This window comes from Glutamicibacter creatinolyticus (assembly GCF_006094275.1).
Lineage (GTDB): Bacteria > Actinomycetota > Actinomycetes > Actinomycetales > Micrococcaceae > Glutamicibacter > Glutamicibacter creatinolyticus.
Window position 1 is genome coordinate 202,317 of sequence record NZ_CP034412.1, and the last position, 17,122, is coordinate 219,438.

Here is a 17,122-nt window from a genome sequence, read left to right on the forward strand (position 1 = left end):
GGTGTCCGCTAATCCTGCGGGGGCGCGGGGTACGGGTTCTGCCGCAGCAGCCGGGCCAGGTGCGCGGTGTTGCGCACCGCGATGGAGGTGGCGTTCGCGGTCACCTCCGGGGTCTGTTCCAGATCCTGGTAGTCCACGGTGTGCATGGCCTCGCCCACCCAATAGGTGGAGCCCTGCGCCGGAAGGCTGAAGCCCACCTCGGCCAGCCCCTGGGAAAGCTCCGCCACCACATGGTGGGCACCGTCCTCGTTGCCCACCACCGCAACCAGGGCGACGCGGTCAAAGAGAATTGGGCGCCCCTTCTCATCGGTTTCCGACAACTCGGCGTCCAGCCGTTCCAGGACGCGCTGCGCCGGGCTGGCCGGGTGGCCCACCCAGATGGGGGTGGCCATCACCAGGATGTCTGATTCCAGCATGGTCTTGCGGATCTGCGGCCAGGCGTCACCTGGGCCCATGTCGGTGAGCACCCCGGGTTTGACGTCGTGGTCGACCACCCGCAGCAGCTGGCTTTCGACGTGGTGCTTTTTCAATTCCTCGGCGACCTGCCGGGCCAGCAGGTCACTGCTGGAGGGCTTCGGGGAGGGGGTGAGCGTGCAGACCAGGATGAGGGCCTTGAGCGGTGTAGGTGTCATGCCCCCAGTCTGCGCGAGGCGCTGCACCCTGGCCACGGTCGCCAGCAGATCGCCAGCTACCGCCAAGTTTTGGCTCTTGCCAGCCGGTTGGGCAGCGCCTCCGGTCGTGCCCGGGCCCTCGGTGCACACCCCAAGTCCCTGCCTGGCGCGACCTGACCTGGAAAAACCGGGTTCGTTCCGGCATGCTCGCCGGGTCGCGCCACGGCAAATTCCCTGCCCGCCATCGTGGCCGGGGGTGGAGATAGATCACGGAGAATCGGCATGACAGCTCCGGCTGTGCGTCATAAGATGAATTGCTACGAACCACCACAGCGACCCCGAGGCGGAGAACAATGGCACAGATGAGCGAGGAGCTCATTGAGCAGTGGGCTGATGCCACTGCTGAGATCTACAACGAATCCCTGACCGGCATCAACCTGACCCGGCTGGAATCCGCGGTGGAGCGCTATATCGACCTGTTCGCCCAGACCGAGGACCTGACCTTCAACCCGGAGGTCACGCCCCTGGACTTCTTCGAACGCCACCCGTTCCATGCAGTGAGCACCATCCTGAACCTGCCCGAGGCCCAGGAAGTGCTGGACTCCGACCAGCTGGACGAGTTGGACGCGATTGCCGACTTCACCGAAGCGTGGCACACCTTTGACGCGGAACAGGAACCGGAGCTGGGGATTTCCGAGGCGGACGACGAAGAGGGCTGGTAGCCGGGCCCCACCGGCTCCCGCCCCCGGCCCGTGGAGCTATTCACTTTCCGGGCCACCCATGGCACGATGCGCGTATGAGTCAGTTCACTGTGTTCGAAAGCGTGGAAACCATCCACCTGCCGGTGCACCGCGTCTGGGAGCTGCTGACCGACTGGGGGTCGGCGAACCTGTGGATGCCGCAGGTGAGCTACATGGACGCCAGCCAGGACCCGCCGCGGGTGGGCACCCTGCTGGATTACCAGGTGGCGGGCCGTTCACGGCAGTTCGTCATCCACGACCTGGTGGAGCCCAACACCCTGGTCCTGCACTCCTCGGAGGATACCGACGCGCTGTCCTACCGTTTTGACCTCACCGCGCTGGGCGCCGACACCCGGGTGATCCTGCAGGTGATGATCATCGACCCGGACCTGACGGTCCAGGAATGCGAGCGCTTTGCCGAACAGGTGCGGGCCAGCGACGAAACGATGCTGGCGCGCCTGAAGCAGTACGCGCAGCAGGCCCCCTGACCGGCGATTACTGGGAATCGGCCGGGGCGCTGGGGGAGGGCCCGGCGCTGGCCGGGGTCTTCAGCTTTGTGTAGACGCTCCCGGGCTCGAACTCCGTGTGGGCGAACAGGTCCTGCACGGTCACCAGGGTGTACCCGGCCTCGCGCAGTTGCTGCACCAGCTCGGGCACCGCGTCCACCGAGGTCTCGTGGATATCGTGCATCAGGATTACCGACCCCGGGCTGACCTCCTGCATGGCGATCTTCACGGTTTTCTTCGGGTCGTGGTGCTTCCAGTCCAGCGTGTCCACGTCCCACAACAGCAAGGGGGTGGGAATCAGCCGGTTGTAGACCACCCCGTTGGCGCCGTACGGCGGACGGAACACCTCGGGCGTCACCCCGGCGGCCTGCTGGACGGCCTCATCGGTCCACTGCACCTCATGCTCGATTCCCTCGCGGGTCAGCTTGGTGATGTCCTTGTGGTCATAGCTGTGCGAACCGATCTGGTGGCCCTCCGCCACCATGCGCTGCAGCGCCTGCGGGTAGTGCCCCACATTCTTTCCCAGCACGAAGAACGTGGCCGGGGCCTGGGCTTCGCCCAGTTCATCAAGCAGCCGGTCGGTGTACTCTCCCGGACCGTCATCGAAGGTCAACGCGACGCAGGCCACCTGCTGGCAGTCCACCTGCTGCGGCGCCTGCTCCTGCGGGGCCGGCTCCTGATCGGATCCGGGGCTTGCGCACCCGGCCAGCAGCGGCAGCAGCAGGGCGGCGGCCACCATCCGGTGCCGCCGACGGTTGAACAAACGCATCCTTCCACTGTGCTCCGGACCCGGGACAAAGTGAAATCGCCACGCGCACCGCGTGGCGATTTCACAGGGTGATCTGTGCCGTACCGCTGGGGCCGGCGGCGCGGGCCCCTACTGGGCGTCGTGGTCGGTTTCCAGTACTGCGGCCAGTGTTTCCAGCGCCTGTTCGGCACCTTCGCCTTCGGCCCGCAGCACCACCCGGGTTCCGTGTTCGGCGCCCAGGCCCATCAGGGACAGGATGCTGGAGGCGTCCAGCGCCTCCTCGATGGGTTCGCCCTCCAGGGCGATGGTGACCTCGACGGGCTGCTCGGCGGCGGCCTCGGCGAAGATCGCGGCCGGGCGGGCGTGCAGGCCCACACGGCTGGCAATGGTGGCGATACGTTCTGCCATGATGACTCCTTCGGTGAAATGGTAATCGGTGGTGTTTTCGGTTGGGCTTGGGCGTGCTGCTTGGTCCTAATTTCCGCTGGCCGGCGCGGTGCCGGGCGCTAGAGGCCGAAGCGCTGCAGGTCCGGCAGCTCGGCGCGCACCAGCTGTCGCGCCTCGGCGGCGGACGCGGCATGCAGCGCCAGCTGTGCCAGGCGGCGCGCGGTGTGCGAGTCCACGCCGCGCAGCACCTGGGCGACCGCCGGCAGGGCGCGCTGGTTCATGGACAGGGAGGCGACTCCCAGCCCAACCAGCACCACGGCCAGGGCCGGGTCGGCGGCCGCCTCACCGCACACGCCCACGGGTTTGCCTCCGCTGCTGCGTGCGCCCTGCGCCGTGGCCTGCACCAGGTGCAGCACCGCCGGCTGCCAGGGGTCGTTCAGGGCGGCCAGCGCGCCCAGCTGCCGGTCGGCGGCCATCGTGTACTGGGTCAGGTCGTTGGTGCCGATCGACACGAAGTCGCAGCGCTGCAGGATCGGGGCGGCGAGCAGCGCCGCGGAGGGCACTTCCACCATCACCCCGCTGGTGTCCAGGCCCGCCTGCGCCGCCAGGGCAGCGAAGTCGGCCGCTTCCTGGGCGGTGGAGACCATCGGGGCCATGACCCACACCTGGGCCGTGCTGGACCGGGATGCCTCGGCGATGGCCGCCAGCTGCCGGGCGAGCACCCCGGGAACGGAGGCGTCGGTGCGGTAGCCGCGCACCCCCAGGGCAGGGTTCGGTTCGGCGGTGTCGGTCAGGAACGGCAGCGGCTTGTCCGCCCCGGCGTCCAGGGTGCGCACCACCACCTTGCGTCCCTCAAAGGCCTGGAACACCGCTTGGTAGGCGGCGACCTGCTCGGCGTGCTCAGGTTCGCTGTCGCGCCCCAGGAAGCAGAATTCGGTGCGCAGCAGCCCGACACCCTCGGCCCCGGCGGCGGCCGCGCTGCGGGCATCGGAGCCGCTGCCCACGTTGGCCAGCAGCGCCACCGCGGTGCCGTCGCCCAGGCGACCTGCGCCGTCGAAGGCCGGCAGCGGCTCGCGCCGGGCGTAGGCCTCGGACAGCTGCCGCTGGGCCTGCCCCGGGTCGGGGATCACCTGTCCGCTGACCCCGTCCACGAATACCTCCTGCCCCTCTGCGAGCCGCTGGCTGTCCCGGGCGGCCACGACGGCCGGCAGCCCCAGCGACCTGGCGATGATCGCGGTGTGGGACTGCGGTCCGCCTTCGGCCGTCACCAGGGCCAGCACCCGTGAGGGGTCCAGGGTGGCGGTGTCGGCCGGGGCCAGGTCCTCGGCCAGCAGCACGAAGGGCTGCCGTTCGTCCGGGATGCCCGGCGCCGGTTCCCCGCGCAGCTCGGCGACGATGCGGGCGCGCACATCCAACACGTCCGTGGCCCGCTCGGCCATGTACCCGCCCAGCGCGCTGAGCTGGGTGGCGACCGCGTCGGCGGCCTCCCAGATCGCCGATTCGGCGCGGGTTCCGGAGGCGACCAGGGCACTGGCCGACTTGAGCAGGGTCTTGTCCGCCGCCATCAGCGCGGTCGCCTTGAGCACCGCGCGGGCGTCGCCGGTGGCCAGCGCGGCGCGCTCCTTCAGCCGTTGGGCCACCCGCCCGGTGGCCTCGGCCAGCCGCGCGGTTTCCTCCTCGACGCTGCTGCCCTCGGGCAGCGGGGCGCCCTCGGGTGGGGCCGCCAGGGGTGCGGGCATCCGGCGCACCGGACCGATCACGCGGCCCGCGCTGACCCCTACACCGTGCACTATCTGGGATTGTTGCCGGCTCATGCCGCCACCTCCGTCTTGACCGGTGCGCCCTTGCGCACATACTTCTTCAGTCCCACCACCAGCAGGCCGGAGACGATCGTGCCGAGCACTGTGGAGACCAGGAACATGGGCCAGCTGCCCTGCATCGCGAAGAAGACGAAGATCCCGCCGTGCGGGGCCTGGCTGACCACGTCGAAGGCCATGACCATCGACCCGGTGATCCCGGCACCGACCATGGACGCGGGGATCACGCGCAGCGGGTCCGCGGCGGCGAAGGGAATCGCTCCCTCGGAGATGAAGGCCGCGCCCAGCAGCCAGGCCGCCTTGCCGTTCTCCCGCTCGGCCGGACTGAACAGCTTCGGGGCGATGAGCGTGGCCAGGGCCATGGCCAGCGGCGGCACCATGCCCGCGGCCATTACCGCGGCCATGATCATCCATGGGGCCGGGTTCTCCAGCGAGCCGGTGCCCAGCCCCGCCACGGCGAAGGCGTAGGCCACCTTGTTCACCGGCCCGCCCAGGTCAAAGGCCATCATCAGGCCCAGGATCAGCCCCAGCAGCGCGGCCCCGGTGCCGCTCATTGAGGAGAGGAACAGGTTCAACGCGTCGGTCAGCCGGGCGATGGGGCCACCCAGGAACAGGAACATCAGCCCGGAGGCGATGATGGAGCCAAGCAGCGGCACGATGACCACCGGCATCAGCCCGCGGGCCCACTTGGGCACGTTCCAGGAGCTGATCCAGCGGGAGGCCAGACCGGCGATCACCCCGCCAACGATGCCACCGAGGAACCCGGCGCCCATGAACCCGGCGACGGCGCCGGCCGTGAAGCCCGGGGCGATGCCCGGCCGATCGGCGTAGGCGTAGGCAATGTACCCGGCCAGCGCGGGGACCAGAAAGCCCATGGACAGCGAACCGATCTTGAACGCCACCGCCCCCAGGTAGGCGCCCAGCCCTCCCGCGGGCAGGTTGAACAGCGTGTTCGTTCCCAGGATGTCATCGGCCACGTCGGTGATGTCGTAGCCGCCAAGCAGGAAGCCCAGGGCGATCAGCAGCCCGCCGCCGGCGACGAAGGGGATCATGTAGGACACCCCGGTCAGCAGGGCCCGCTTCAGCCCGGCACCGAATGATTCCCGCTGACCGCCGCGCGGGTCCTGATGCCCGGATCCTTCCGGCGTGCCGGCCTGAACCCGCCGCGCCGCGGGGTCGGTGGCGGCCGCGATGGCCTGGCGCAGCAACGCTTCCGGCTCGTCGATGCCGCGCTTGACCGGCACCTGGATGACCGGTTTGCCCGCGAAGCGGGAGCGGTCGCGCACATCGACGTCCACGGCGAAGATCACCGCGTCGGCGCGGTCAATGACCTGCTGGTCCAGGGCCGTGGAGCCGGAGGATCCCTGGGTTTCCACCGCGAAGTCCACCCCCATCTCCTCGGCGGCCTGCGCGAGCGAATCGGCGGCCATATAGGTGTGGGCGATGCCCGTGGGGCAGGCGGTGACCGCCACGATGCGTGCGCCGGGCTCCTGCTGGGCGCCAGCGGCTTCCGGTGCGGTGCTGGGGGTTTGCGGGGTCGGCGCGGCGGGCGCTGCCGGGGCCGGGGTCCCGGAAAGCACCCCGTCGATCAGCTCCACGACCTGTCCTGGCTCGCGGGCCTCGCGCAGCGCCGTGGTAAAGGACTTTTTCACCAGGGCCCGGGCCAGGGTGGACAGCAGCTTCAGGTGGTCCTTGTCCGCCCCTTCCGGGGCGGCGATGAAGAACACCAGGTTCGCCGGTCCGTCCTTGGCCCCGAAGTCCACTGCCGGGGCCAGGCGGGCCATCGCAAGCGTTGGCGCAGTCACGGCGGCCGAGCGGCAATGCGGGATGGCGATGCCGCCGGGAACCCCGGTGGCCGTCTTCGCTTCCCGGGCCTTGGCGTCAGCGGCCAGGGCCACGGCGTCGCTGGCCCGGCCCTGCCTGGCCACCAGCGCGGCCAGCGCGTCAATGACCTGGTCGGTGCTGGAACCCAGGTAGGTGTCCAGGCTCACCAGATGCTGGTTGATCAGTTCGGTCATGGCTGCATCCTTGACTTAGAACGGTCCGTCGACGCTGACCGCGTCGGCGGTGAGATGGGTGGGGGAGGGGATGGTGGAACCCGGCAGGGCGACGGCCGCCGAGCCGTAGGCCACCGCGTGGGCCAGGCTTCCGGCCGGGTCCGAACCGGTGGATTCTGCGATCAAGTACCCGGCCAGGGCCGAGTCCCCGGCCCCGACCGTACTGCGCGGGATCACCGGCGCGTGCCGGGCCAGCCAGCAGCCCTCGGCGGTGGCCAGCACGGCGCCCTGCGCGCCGAGGGTGGCCAGCACGGTGCCCACCCCGCGCTGCACCAGGTAGCCGGCGGCGCGGGCCGCCTCTTTGGGGGACTGCTCGAACCCCAGGGCCGAATCCTGGGCGATCAATTCGGTCAACTCCTCGGCGTTGGGCTTGATCAGATCCGGCAGGTGGTTGGCATCAAAGGCAAACAGGCTGGCCAGCGGGGCGCCGGAGGTGTCCACCGCGATGCGTGGGGCGCGGTCGGCGAGCCTGCTGCGCAGGGTGGCGCACAGCCGGGCGTAGAAATCCGGGGCGACTCCCGGCGGCAGGGACCCGGCCAGCACCACCCAGCGGGCCGAGGCACCCAGCTCGCACAGCACCTCGGTGACCTGTTCCAGGGCTGGTGCGTCCAGTGCGGGGCCCGGCTCGTTGATCTTGGTGGTGGTCCCGTCCGGATCGGTGATTGTGATGTTGGTGCGCAACGGCTGGTCGATGGGGATGGCCCGGTGCGGCAGCCCGTCGGCTTCCAGCGCCCGCACCAGCGGGTCGTGGGCCGCCCCGGGCAGTACGGCCAGCACCGGCTGGCCGGCCTGGGCAATGGCACGGGCCACGTTCACGCCCTTGCCGGCGGCCTGCACCCGGCTGGCTGCGGCGCGCTGCACCTGTCCCGGGGCCAGCGCGGAGCTTAGCTCCACCGTCTGGTCCAGGGCCGGGTTCATGGTCAGGGTGAGGATCATGCCAGCACCACGTCCACGTCGGCCGCCTCCAGGGCGGCCGCCAGTGCGCCGGCCGGCGCGCGGTCGGTGACCAGGGTGTCGACCTGGTCCAGGGTGGCGAACTGGACCAGGGTCAGCTCGTCGTGTTTCGTCGCGTCGGCCAGCACGACCACGCGCTGGGCGCTGGCCACCATGGCGGCCTTGACGCTGGCCTCCAGCGGGTCGGGGGTGCTGAGGCCGAAATCGGCGTGCAGGGCGTTGGTGCCCACGAAGGCCAAATCCGCCCGCAGCCGCGCATAGGCCGTTACGGTTCCGGCCCCGGTGGCCGCACTGGTCAGTCCCCGGACCCGTCCGCCAATGAATTCCAGCGCCAGCTGCGGGTTCGCGCTGATGCGGGCGGCGATCGGCAGGGCGTGGGTGATCACCAAGGTGTCCTCGCCACCCTGCTGGGCGATCAGGCCGGCCAGCTCGGCGGTGGTGGTGCCGGCATCCAGCATGATCGAACCGCCCGCGGAGGGCAGCAGCTGTTGTGCGGCCCGGGCGATGGCCTGCTTCGCCTCGGCGTGCAGGGTGCTGCGGTCGCTGTGGCTTTGCTCCCGGGTGCTGGCCGCGGCCAGTCCGACCGCCCCGCCGTGCACCCGGCGCAGCAGGCCGTCGGTTTCCAGCAGCGCCAAATCCCGCCGGACGGTTTCACGGGTGATGGCAAAACGTTCGGAGAGTTCCGCGACGGAGACCTTCCCGTGTGTTTCCACCGCTTCGGTGATGAGCCGGTGTCTCTCTTCGGCGAACATTCCTGCCTCCCGTGTGCGTGAGCTGACCCACAGTGATCTGTGTTTGTATGACTTTATGCCTGTTTGTGTGGCATCGTCAAGACATTTGGGGGGCAAAAGTTGGCGTTATGTTTGCTTATCTGTGCTTTGGGGCTCTTATTCGCCCTGCGGGGCCACTGGTTCCGGGGCGCCCTCGTCCAGCGGGTGGGCGATTTCGTCCCGCCAGAAGCGGCCGCACCACCAGGCGATGACGGCAAAGACCGGGGAGGCCAGGCCCGCGAAGATGAAGATCTCCCGCGGCGCAACGAGCTGGCTCAGCGGTCCGGTGACGGCCATAGAGACCGGCATCAGGGCCAGGGAGACGAAGAAGTCCAGGCTGGAAATCCTGCCGAGCAGGTGCGCCGGCACCCGCCGCTGCAGCAGCGTGCCCCAGGTGACCTGCCCAATCCCGTCGGTCAGCCCCACGATGAACAGCAGGATCACCAGACACCACAGGGCCGGGACGAAGCCCACGGCAACCAGCGGCAGGGAGCCAAAACCCCAGCAGGCCATCATGATGCTCAGGTAGCGCCGGGGCATGCGCAGCGTGGCGGTGGCCATTGACCCCAGGGCGCAGCCCACGCCGTAGGCGGCCAGTGCGGAGGCGAAGTCCGTCGCGTCCCCGCCCAGCCGGTCGCTGACCTCGAAGGGCAGCAGTACTTCGAAGGGCCCAATAAACGTGAAGACCGCAACCACCGCGAACAGCAGGGTCCAGCGCAGCCACGGGGTGCCCACCGTGTAGCCCACGCCCTCCCGCAGCTGGTGGATGATGCCACCCCCGGCCTGCTGCCCGCTGCCACCGGCGGGCCGGTCATAGGCCGGGGCATGGGAAATGCGGCGCAGGGTCAGCAGGGCCGCCACGTGGGTTACCGAAATCCCGGCAATCGCGTGGGCGGGGGAAACCGAGGCCACCAGCACCCCGGCCGCCAACGGACCCAACGCGGTCTGCACCACCGGGCGCACCGTGCCCTCGATGCCGTTGGCCGCCAGCAGCTCGGCGGCCGGCAGCATTCGCGGCAGCAGTGCCGAATAGGCCGGATAGAAGAACGCGGCCCCGGCCCCGGAGAGGAACCCGGCCAGCACCAGGTGCCACAGCTGCAGGCTGTGGGTCAGGGCCAGCGCCGCCGTGGCGCTCATCACCAGCAGTGAGGCGGTTTCCACCAGCAGCAGGATCTTGCGGCAGGAGTACCTGTCGGCAGCGATCCCGCCCAGCAGCACCAGGCCAATCAGGCCGAGCGAGGTGGCCGTGGCGACGCTGGAGAGCTGCACCGGACCGCCGCCGAGCTGGCGCACCTGGTAGACCATGGCCACCGCCCACATGCCGTGGGCCAGGGTGGAGAGCACCAGGGCGCACGCCAACACGGTGTAGTCGCGGCGCGCGAAGGGCCGCAGCAGGCGGATCGCGGCGAATGGCTTGGCGCCCATGGCGCACTCCTCGGGTCGGTGATTTGTCTATCGTCACCGACCCGATTGATATTTGTCAATCACTATTTGCCGGGTCCGCCGCCCCGCCGGGCCGGCAGCCTGCGGCCGTGGCGGGGGGCAGCGGGCAAGCGCTAGGCCAGCAGCTGGCGTTTGGAGGAGATCACCCCGGTGTTGAACCCGGCCAGGCGCAGCCCGCCGTGGAAGCGGGCGTGTTCGATTTTCACGCAGCGGTCCATGACCACATTCAGCCCCGCGGCCTCGGCGCGCTCGGCCACCTCCTCGTGCCAGGAACCCAGCTGCAGCCACAGGGTCTTGGCCCCCACGGCCAGGGCCTCGTCCAGCACCCCGGGCAGGTCATCATGCTTGCGGAAGACCTCGACCAGGTCGGGGGTCTCGGGCAGGTCCGCCAGCGACTTGTAGACCGGTTGGCCCAGGATCTCGTCCACCACCGGGTTGATGAAGTACACCCGGTAGTTTGAGGAGGACAGCAGGTAGGTGGCCACGAAGTAGCTGGCCCGCGAGGGCTTGTTCGAGGCCCCCACGATCGCGATCGAGGTGGTCTCGCGCAGGATCTGGAGGCGCTGCGCGGCGCTGGGGCCCTGCCAGGTGCGTAGTGCGGTGCTCATTAGTTCGCTCCCTTCCCGGCCGGCACGGCGCAGGCCGCCGCGTCATAGGACGGCATCTCGAATTGGTGCTCCGGCTCCGGCTGCTGGGCGGCGCTCAGTGCCTGGTCCAGGTCCCAGATGATGTCCTCGACATCCTCCAGGCCCACCGACAGGCGGATCAGGTCCTGCGGCACCCCGGCCGCCTGCAGCTGCTCCTCGCTCAGCTGCTGGTGGGTGGTGGACCCCGGGTGCAGCACCAGGGTGCGTGCATCACCGATGTTCGCCAGGTGGCTGGCCAGCTGCAGGGCCTGGATGAACTTGGCCCCGGCCTGCCGGCCGCCCTTGATTCCGAAGCTGAAGACCGAACCCACACCCAGCGGCAGCAGCTTGCGCGCCTGCTCGTGCTGGGGATGGGAGGCCAGGCCCGCATAGTTCACGTAGCTGACCCGGTCATCGGCCTCCAGCCACTGGGCGACCTGCTGGGCGTTGGCCAGGTGCGCGTCCATCCGCTGGGCCAGGGTCTCCACGCCCTGCAGCAGCTGGAACGCGGACTGGGCCGGCAGGGAGGGGCCGAAATCGCGCAGCTGCTCACTGCGCAGCTTGGTCAAAAACCCGTACTCCCCGAAGTTGCCCCACCAGGAGACGTTCCCATAGCTGGGTACCGGCTCGGTCATGGTGGGGAACTTCCCGTTGCCCCAGTTGAAGGTGCCCGATTCGATGACCACCCCGCCCAGGGTGGTGCCGTGACCGCCGATGAACTTGGTCGCCGAATGGATCACGATGTCCGCGCCGTGCTCGATCGGACGCAACAGGTAGGGCGGGGTCAGCGTCGAATCGACCACCAGCGGAATGTCGTGGCGGTGCGCCACCGCGGCCAGCCCGGCCAGGTCGGCAATGTCCCCGGAGGGGTTGGCAACCACCTCGGTGTACACCGCCTTGGTGTTCGACCCGATCGCGGCCTCGAAATCGGCCGGGTCGTTGGAGTCGATGAAGGTGGTCTGAATGCCAAAGCGGCGCAGTGAGACATCCAGCTGGGTGATGGTCCCGCCGTAGAGCTTCGCAGAGGCGACAATGTGGTCCCCGGCCTGGGCCAGCGCGGCAAAGGTGATGAACTCCGCCGCCATGCCCGAACCGGTGGCCACCGCGCCGATCCCGCCCTCCAGGGAGGCCATGCGCTCCTCGAAGGCGGCCACGGTCGGGTTGCCGATGCGGGAGTAGATGTTCCCGTACTTCTGCAGCGCAAACAGGTTCGCCGCGTCATCGGTGTCCTTGAATACGAAGGACGTGCTTTGGTAGATCGGCACCGCGCGGGCGCCGTGTTCGGCATCGGGGGTTCCGCCGGCGTGCAGGGCACGGGTGCGGAATCCAAACTTGTGGTCGGCCATGGTGGCGTGACTCCTTATCGGCTCGTCTTCCGGCCCACCGCGGCATTGGCCGGGAGGGCCATCAAGGCAATATCCCGGAATCAATGTCTGTCTTCACTGCACTGGCCCTATGGCCGAAGACAGCTCCATCGTTTCTGGCGGTAGCACCGTATCCACCGGCTGTGGCAGGTTGCTGCGGCGTCATCGAACCAGATCTCTCGGCCGCTCGGGATGGTTACCCCCAGTGTCTCAACATGTGTGAATGTGACCCAAGTTGTGCGTCGAAAGATTGCGCGGCGCGTCACAGGCCCCATCCGGCCATCCGCACCCTGGGGGATTCAGCGCCACCGGCAGTACTGGCTAGACTCAAGAAGTATGAATGGTGCACTGGCTTTGGTTCGACACGGACAAACCGACTGGAACCTGGCAGGCAGGCTGCAGGGGCAGACGGACATCCCGCTCAACGCGACCGGGCGGGAACAGGCGCGCGCGGTCGGCGCCCGGCTGGCCGATGAGGGCTGGGATGTGGTCCTGGCCTCCCCGCTGGGCCGCGCCCAGGAAAGCGCGCAGATCATTGCCAAGACCCTTGGGGCCCGCACCGGCCCGCCGGTACCGGAACTGGTGGAGCGCGGATTCGGGCCACTGGAGGGGCAGTGCCGCTCGGAGCTGGATGAGGACCTGGTGCAGGAGCTGATGGAGCAGGCCGAACCGCGTTCGGCCGTGCTGCGCCGGGCAGTGCCGGCCCTGCTCCAGCTGGCCGCCACCCATCCCCAGCGGCGCATCCTGTGTGTCAGCCACGGGGCGACCATGCGCATCATCCGCGATACCCTGCTCGGACGCCGCCTGCCCCAGGGCGTGGAGAACGGGGAAGTGGTGCCCCTGGACCTGGGCGAACTGCGCGAACTGGAACTGGCCCTGCGCGACGGTGACCCGGTCGTGGTCTAGAAACAGGGCCGGCCCCCACCGCCCGGTGGGTGGTCGCAGGAAATCCGGCCAAAGACCTCACGAAAAGCTGTCCCGCCACGTTTACATGGTGAGAGCCAATCACCAGGAGCACCATGAAGCAGCCATTCGAACAGATCGTGCAGGCCCACGGACTGAGCGTGTTGCGCGTGTGCCGCTCCCTGCTGGATGAACACCGCGCCAAGGACGCCTGGTCGGAAACCTTCCTGGCCGCCCTGCGGGCCTACCCGCAACTGGATCCGGAGGCCAACGTCCAGGCTTGGCTGGTGCGCATCGCCCACCGCAAGGCCATCGATGAGCTGCGCCGCCACCGCGGCGAGGATCTGGAAACCGACCCCGCCGCACACGCCCCCTCGACGGAGGCCGGGCCAGAAGGCCGGGCCGAAAACCTGGAGCTGTGGCAGCTGGTCAAGCAGTTGCCGGAAAAACAACGCTTGGTCGTTGCGTACCGCTATTTGGGTGGATTGGACTACCGGCAGATCTCCCAGATTCTTTCCGGAACCCCGGAAGCAGCGCGGCGCGCCGCCGCCGACGGGATCAGCAATCTGCGACGCCGAATGGACGCCGGATCAGCAACTGGAGGAAAACCATGAGTCAGCTTGATGGCACCGCCCCGCTCAACACCCCGCCGACCGAGGTTGAGCAGCGCCTCCTGGCCAGCCTGCACGACCGGCTGGAGCAGGCCGCCCACCGGGAGCACCTTACCGACGCGGTGTACCGGATCGTGCAGTCGCCCCTGGGCCCCCTGTTGGTGGCCGCCACGGAGGTAGGGCTGGTGCGGGTGGCCTTCGCCTCCGAGGAGCACGAGCGCGTGCTGGAACAGCTCAGCGAAAGCCTGGGCGCCCGGATCCTGCGCTCGCCGGGCGCATTGGACACCGCGGCCCGGCAGCTGGAGGAGTACTTCAGCGGCCACCGCACCAGCTTCACCCTGCCGCTGGATCTGCGGCTCTCCACCGAATTCCGGCGCCGGGTCCAGCTGGAACTGGGCCACATCGGTTACGGACACACCCTGAGCTACCGGCAAATGGCCGAACGCATCGGAAAGCCTGCGGCCGTACGGGCCGTGGGGTCGGCCTGCGCCACCAACCCGCTGCCCATTGTGCTGCCCTGCCACCGGGTGCTGCGTACCGATGGTTCGCTGGGCGGCTACCTGGGCGGGCTGCAGGCCAAGCGGATCCTGCTGCAGCTGGAAAACCCGAACGGCGCGCGGCAACCCTCCACCCTGTTCTAGCTCCCCATGCGACGCCCGGGGTGCCGGCGCTTGCGTGGGAGGACGACCGCCGATTCCACGTGAAACAACCTTGAGAGGCTGATAGCATCACCGACGTGGTGTGATAGAGGTTTGTCGCCACTACGAGAGAATATTCGACAAACGATTTCGTTTGCCATCCGACCCTGTTGTCCTCCCGCCAGGGTCGGGAGTGCGGACCGGATCAGGCATCGATGACCAGGTCCGTGCTCGCGGTGGAGCAACAGGGCAGGAATTTTCCGGCTTCGATTTCCCGGGCCCGGATCCCGCCCTGGTGGTTCATGTCCACCTCACCGGAGAGCTTGATGACCTTGCAGGAGCCGCACATGCCCTCCTGGCAGTTGGCCCCGATGCGCACCCCGGCCTGTTTGGCGACCGGCAGAATCCGCTGGTCGGGGTCGATGCGCACCTTCAGGCCGGACTTGAGGAAGGACATGGTCAAACTGCCTTCCCCGACGGTGGCAACCTCCTGGGGGTCCATGGGCGGTGTGCCGCCAAGGTCCGGTGGCGGCCCGGGCACCGCATCCGATGCGGAACCACGCCCGCCCTCCTCCGTGGGCAGGGCACCGGGCGGGTTTCCCGGCGGCGTGGCTGGCGCCGGGTCGTACAGGCCTAGGTTCTGCTGTTCGAATTGGGATTCGGGTGCCTCGGCCATTTCCCCGGCCAGGTCCTCGGCATATGCCAACTCCTGCTGGTATTCCAGGCGGGTCTGCCGGCCCCCCGAGAAGAACTCCATGTGGATGGAGGTGTCGTCAACCCCCACCTCCAGCAGCAATTGGGCCGCGTTGTTCAGGTACCCCTCTGGGCCGCACGCATAGACGTGGCGGCCGTTCGCGTCCGGGGCCACCTGCTCAATCATGTGGCAGGTCAGTCGTCCCAGCATCCATTCCCAGTCCCCGGGCACGGAGCGGTCCCCCAGGGAGTAATACACCGTGATGCGTTCATCGACCGCCGCAATGTACTCCAGTTCCTTGGCAAATCCGAACCCGCCGGGTTCGGCTCCGTGGTACAGCACCACGACGTCGGCCTGGCCGGGCAGGGCGTGGATGGTGCGCACCATGGAGATGATCGGGGTGATGCCCGCCCCGGCGGCCAGGAAGAGAAAGCGCGCGCGGCGCTCGGCGTCGGGCAGGTGGAAGGCGCCAATCGGGCCGAGCATCTCCAGCACGGTGCCCGGGCGCACGTGCCGGTGCACCCACGGGGAGACCAGACCCTGTTCCTCGCGCTTGACGGTGATGTTAAAGGTCCATGGTTCGGTGGGCGCACTGGAAATCGAATAGTTCCGGTCGACCGGTTCCTGGCCTTCCCCGTGAACGGGAAAGGCGATGTTCAGGTACTGGCCGGAGCGGAACGCCAGCGGGGCCCCGTCGGTACGGCGGAAGACGAAGGTCATCATGCCCCCGGCCTCGGGGATCGTTTCCACGCATTCGGCGCTGAATTCCTGCGGGTGCCAGGGGCCCAGGGCGCGGGCGGCACCGGCTGCCCGGTTCGTGGCCCGCAGCACCCGGTTCCAGGGCATCTCCAGACCGCGGATGCGCTGGATGCCGGAGGCACGGATGCTCGTGGTGGTGACCGTCATGCCAGATGCTCCCGCATCCGCTGCACGTACCAGTTGATGAACGCCTCCACCTGGTACTCGCTTTTCATGTAGGGCCCGGGCTCGTAGGCGGGACTGGCGGCACCGGCCTGGCACAACTCCACGAAGGCCTTGTCCTGCAGGTTGGTCTGCTTCCAGGTGTGCGTCAGGGACTCCACCTCGTAATCCACCCCGGCCTGCGCGTCGTCGGCCACCAGCCAAGTGGTGCGCACCAGGGTCTGGTGTTCGTTGATGGGGAAGACCGCAAAGGTGATGACGTGATCACCAAGCAGGTGGAACCAGCTGTTGGGTTGAATGTGCAGCGAGCAGCGGCCGAGGCGGAAATCTGGGAGGTCGCCGAGCAGTTTCTTGGACAGCCGGCGCCCGGTGGGCGAGAAGGATTCGCCCTGTCCGTCCAAAGGTTCGCGCGAGACGCGGAACCCGGCCACCCGGGTATCCAACTCCTCGATGACCGCATAGGGCAGCCCATAGCGTCGGCAGCGTTCCTCCAGTGCGCCCTGCGCCTGTTGGTTCCGGTCCCAGACCTCGACCAGGTGCGGTGGCACCGTGCTCTCATTCAGGCCCCAGGTGGGGAAGAGCGCGCAGGCCAGCTCCGGGTGGCCGTCGCAGTGGTAGCACTCGCGGTTGTTCTCCATCACCAGTTTCCAGTTGCCCTGTTCAACAATGTTCTGCTGGTAGGCCACCTTGGTGCGGGACAGGTCATGGGGCGCGAGGTAGGGCTCGAAGACGGCCGCTGCCCGGTCAAAGTCCTCGGGCGGCTCGGGGGACAGGCAGACGAGGATCAGTCCCGCATAAACCCTGCTGTGTGCCCGTTTCAGCGCGAAACAGCCCTTGTCGAAATCCACTTCCCCGGGGGCCGAGGCGTGAATCAGCTCCCCGTCCTGGGAGTAGGTCCAGGAATGGTAGCCGCACACCAGGTTGCCGGTCGAGCCGGAGGCCTCGGTCAGCACCCGCGCGCCGCGGTGTCGGCACACGTTGTGAAGGACGTTGATTTGCCCGTCGTCCTTGCGCAGGATGATCAGCGAGCTGGGGCCGAAGTCCACGGTGATGTAGTCCCCGGGCTCCGGGATTTCCGCGACACTGGCGGCGTAGAGCCACTGGGTGCCGAAGATTCCCTCCATGTCCAGGGCGAAGAGGGTCGGGTCGGTGTAGAACGGCGCATTGAGCGAATACCCCGAGCGGCGCCGGGCGAAGAGCTGGCGTATTTCCTCCAGCTGCCCGGCGGGCAGGGCAGTGGCAAGGCTGCCGCGGGCCGTGCGCGGCGCATTCATCGAAACAGACATGGGCGGTTCCTTGGAAGGGGGGCGGAAGGGGAGCCTGTCAGCGGCC

General features: G+C 68.6%; 17 protein-coding genes and 1 riboswitch. Of the genes, 5 read left to right on the forward strand and 12 right to left on the reverse strand.

Annotated features, from left to right (window positions below; translation table 11 throughout):
* Nucleotides 1-8: 8 nt before the first annotated feature.
* Nucleotides 9-632, reverse strand: a complete 624-nt coding sequence (locus tag GcLGCM259_RS01030) for a flavodoxin family protein (RefSeq protein ID WP_138174553.1) — start codon at nucleotides 630-632, stop codon at nucleotides 9-11.
* 341 nt (nucleotides 633-973) lie between these two features.
* On the opposite strand from GcLGCM259_RS01030, the gene GcLGCM259_RS01035 reads away from it, so the two are divergent.
* Entirely contained in the window at nucleotides 974-1,333 is a 360-nt protein-coding gene (locus GcLGCM259_RS01035; protein ID WP_138174551.1) for a hypothetical protein, read from the forward strand.
* 74 nt (nucleotides 1,334-1,407) lie between these two features.
* Nucleotides 1,408-1,839: an SRPBCC family protein gene (locus GcLGCM259_RS01040; RefSeq protein WP_138925482.1), complete on the forward strand. Its 432-nt coding sequence runs from the start codon at nucleotides 1,408-1,410 to the stop codon at nucleotides 1,837-1,839.
* A 7-nt stretch (nucleotides 1,840-1,846) separates the two neighbouring features.
* On the opposite strand, the gene GcLGCM259_RS01045 is transcribed toward GcLGCM259_RS01040, so the two are convergent.
* The 9 genes from GcLGCM259_RS01045 to GcLGCM259_RS01085 form a co-directional block, all read right to left on the reverse strand.
* Nucleotides 1,847-2,626 carry a polysaccharide deacetylase family protein gene (locus GcLGCM259_RS01045; RefSeq protein WP_138925483.1) on the reverse strand — a complete coding sequence of 260 codons (780 nt, stop codon included), beginning with the start codon at nucleotides 2,624-2,626 and terminating at the stop codon, nucleotides 1,847-1,849.
* A 108-nt stretch (nucleotides 2,627-2,734) separates the two neighbouring features.
* Complete coding sequence (locus GcLGCM259_RS01050) at nucleotides 2,735-3,013, reverse strand: HPr family phosphocarrier protein (protein ID WP_138925484.1); 279 nt, start codon at nucleotides 3,011-3,013, stop codon at nucleotides 2,735-2,737.
* 98 nt (nucleotides 3,014-3,111) lie between these two features.
* Nucleotides 3,112-4,806, reverse strand: coding sequence for a phosphoenolpyruvate--protein phosphotransferase (gene ptsP, locus GcLGCM259_RS01055; RefSeq protein WP_138925485.1), 1,695 nt, complete (start codon nucleotides 4,804-4,806; stop codon nucleotides 3,112-3,114).
* Nucleotides 4,803-6,827 (reverse strand): PTS fructose transporter subunit IIABC, encoded by a 2,025-nt coding sequence (locus GcLGCM259_RS01060; RefSeq protein ID WP_138925486.1) that lies wholly within the window; start codon nucleotides 6,825-6,827, stop codon nucleotides 4,803-4,805. The genes ptsP and GcLGCM259_RS01060 overlap by 4 nt, the downstream gene beginning before the upstream one ends.
* 15 nt (nucleotides 6,828-6,842) lie before the next feature.
* Nucleotides 6,843-7,802 (reverse strand): 1-phosphofructokinase family hexose kinase, encoded by a 960-nt coding sequence (locus tag GcLGCM259_RS01065; RefSeq protein ID WP_138925487.1) that lies wholly within the window; start codon nucleotides 7,800-7,802, stop codon nucleotides 6,843-6,845.
* Nucleotides 7,799-8,572 (reverse strand): DeoR/GlpR family DNA-binding transcription regulator, encoded by a 774-nt coding sequence (locus GcLGCM259_RS01070; protein ID WP_138174537.1) that lies wholly within the window; start codon nucleotides 8,570-8,572, stop codon nucleotides 7,799-7,801. Before GcLGCM259_RS01070 ends, GcLGCM259_RS01065 begins: the two co-directional genes overlap by 4 nt.
* Nucleotides 8,573-8,707: 135 nt before the next feature.
* Nucleotides 8,708-10,015 carry an MFS transporter gene (locus tag GcLGCM259_RS01075; protein ID WP_138925488.1) on the reverse strand — a complete coding sequence of 436 codons (1,308 nt, stop codon included), beginning with the start codon at nucleotides 10,013-10,015 and terminating at the stop codon, nucleotides 8,708-8,710.
* A gap of 131 nt (nucleotides 10,016-10,146) precedes the next feature.
* Entirely contained in the window at nucleotides 10,147-10,641 is a 495-nt protein-coding gene (locus tag GcLGCM259_RS01080; RefSeq protein WP_138925489.1) for a CoA-binding protein, read from the reverse strand.
* Complete coding sequence (locus GcLGCM259_RS01085; protein ID WP_138174531.1) at nucleotides 10,641-12,005, reverse strand: O-acetylhomoserine aminocarboxypropyltransferase/cysteine synthase family protein; 1,365 nt, start codon at nucleotides 12,003-12,005, stop codon at nucleotides 10,641-10,643. Before GcLGCM259_RS01085 ends, GcLGCM259_RS01080 begins: the two co-directional genes overlap by 1 nt.
* Before the next feature lie 122 nt (nucleotides 12,006-12,127).
* Nucleotides 12,128-12,222, reverse strand: a riboswitch (SAM riboswitch).
* 137 nt (nucleotides 12,223-12,359) lie between these two features.
* On the opposite strand from GcLGCM259_RS01085, the gene GcLGCM259_RS01090 reads away from it, so the two are divergent.
* From GcLGCM259_RS01090 to GcLGCM259_RS01100, 3 genes are all read left to right on the forward strand, one after another.
* Nucleotides 12,360-12,929, forward strand: coding sequence for a histidine phosphatase family protein (locus GcLGCM259_RS01090; RefSeq protein WP_171021128.1), 570 nt, complete (start codon nucleotides 12,360-12,362; stop codon nucleotides 12,927-12,929).
* A 113-nt stretch (nucleotides 12,930-13,042) separates the two neighbouring features.
* Nucleotides 13,043-13,540: an RNA polymerase sigma factor gene (locus tag GcLGCM259_RS01095; RefSeq protein ID WP_138925491.1), complete on the forward strand. Its 498-nt coding sequence runs from the start codon at nucleotides 13,043-13,045 to the stop codon at nucleotides 13,538-13,540.
* Entirely contained in the window at nucleotides 13,537-14,178 is a 642-nt protein-coding gene (locus GcLGCM259_RS01100) for a methylated-DNA--[protein]-cysteine S-methyltransferase (RefSeq protein WP_138174525.1), read from the forward strand. The genes GcLGCM259_RS01095 and GcLGCM259_RS01100 overlap by 4 nt, the downstream gene beginning before the upstream one ends.
* Nucleotides 14,179-14,380: 202 nt before the next feature.
* Here GcLGCM259_RS01100 and GcLGCM259_RS01105 read toward each other — a convergent pair whose 3' ends face one another.
* Nucleotides 14,381-15,775, reverse strand: a complete 1,395-nt coding sequence (locus tag GcLGCM259_RS01105; RefSeq protein WP_138925492.1) for a flavin reductase family protein — start codon at nucleotides 15,773-15,775, stop codon at nucleotides 14,381-14,383.
* Complete coding sequence (locus GcLGCM259_RS01110) at nucleotides 15,772-17,076, reverse strand: aromatic ring-hydroxylating oxygenase subunit alpha (protein ID WP_138925493.1); 1,305 nt, start codon at nucleotides 17,074-17,076, stop codon at nucleotides 15,772-15,774. The genes GcLGCM259_RS01105 and GcLGCM259_RS01110 overlap by 4 nt, the downstream gene beginning before the upstream one ends.
* Nucleotides 17,077-17,122: the final 46 nt, after the last annotated feature.

Excerpts from the sequence above, each read along its gene's own strand:
- GcLGCM259_RS01030 (WP_138174553.1), bottom strand. The coding sequence starts at position 632 with ATGACACCTACACCGCTCAAGGCCCTCATCCTGGTCTGCACGCTCACC.
- GcLGCM259_RS01035 (WP_138174551.1), top strand. The coding sequence starts at position 974 with ATGAGCGAGGAGCTCATTGAGCAGTGGGCTGATGCCACTGCTGAGATC.
- GcLGCM259_RS01040 (WP_138925482.1), top strand. The coding sequence starts at position 1,408 with ATGAGTCAGTTCACTGTGTTCGAAAGCGTGGAAACCATCCACCTGCCG.
- GcLGCM259_RS01045 (WP_138925483.1), bottom strand. The coding sequence starts at position 2,626 with ATGCGTTTGTTCAACCGTCGGCGGCACCGGATGGTGGCCGCCGCCCTG.
- GcLGCM259_RS01050 (WP_138925484.1), bottom strand. The coding sequence starts at position 3,013 with ATGGCAGAACGTATCGCCACCATTGCCAGCCGTGTGGGCCTGCACGCC.
- ptsP (WP_138925485.1), bottom strand. The coding sequence starts at position 4,806 with ATGAGCCGGCAACAATCCCAGATAGTGCACGGTGTAGGGGTCAGCGCG.
- GcLGCM259_RS01060 (WP_138925486.1), bottom strand. The coding sequence starts at position 6,827 with ATGACCGAACTGATCAACCAGCATCTGGTGAGCCTGGACACCTACCTG.
- GcLGCM259_RS01065 (WP_138925487.1), bottom strand. The coding sequence starts at position 7,802 with ATGATCCTCACCCTGACCATGAACCCGGCCCTGGACCAGACGGTGGAG.
- GcLGCM259_RS01070 (WP_138174537.1), bottom strand. The coding sequence starts at position 8,572 with ATGTTCGCCGAAGAGAGACACCGGCTCATCACCGAAGCGGTGGAAACA.
- GcLGCM259_RS01075 (WP_138925488.1), bottom strand. The coding sequence starts at position 10,015 with ATGGGCGCCAAGCCATTCGCCGCGATCCGCCTGCTGCGGCCCTTCGCG.
- GcLGCM259_RS01080 (WP_138925489.1), bottom strand. The coding sequence starts at position 10,641 with ATGAGCACCGCACTACGCACCTGGCAGGGCCCCAGCGCCGCGCAGCGC.
- GcLGCM259_RS01085 (WP_138174531.1), bottom strand. The coding sequence starts at position 12,005 with ATGGCCGACCACAAGTTTGGATTCCGCACCCGTGCCCTGCACGCCGGC.
- GcLGCM259_RS01090 (WP_171021128.1), top strand. The coding sequence starts at position 12,360 with ATGAATGGTGCACTGGCTTTGGTTCGACACGGACAAACCGACTGGAAC.
- GcLGCM259_RS01095 (WP_138925491.1), top strand. The coding sequence starts at position 13,043 with ATGAAGCAGCCATTCGAACAGATCGTGCAGGCCCACGGACTGAGCGTG.
- GcLGCM259_RS01100 (WP_138174525.1), top strand. The coding sequence starts at position 13,537 with ATGAGTCAGCTTGATGGCACCGCCCCGCTCAACACCCCGCCGACCGAG.
- GcLGCM259_RS01105 (WP_138925492.1), bottom strand. The coding sequence starts at position 15,775 with ATGACGGTCACCACCACGAGCATCCGTGCCTCCGGCATCCAGCGCATC.
- GcLGCM259_RS01110 (WP_138925493.1), bottom strand. The coding sequence starts at position 17,076 with ATGTCTGTTTCGATGAATGCGCCGCGCACGGCCCGCGGCAGCCTTGCC.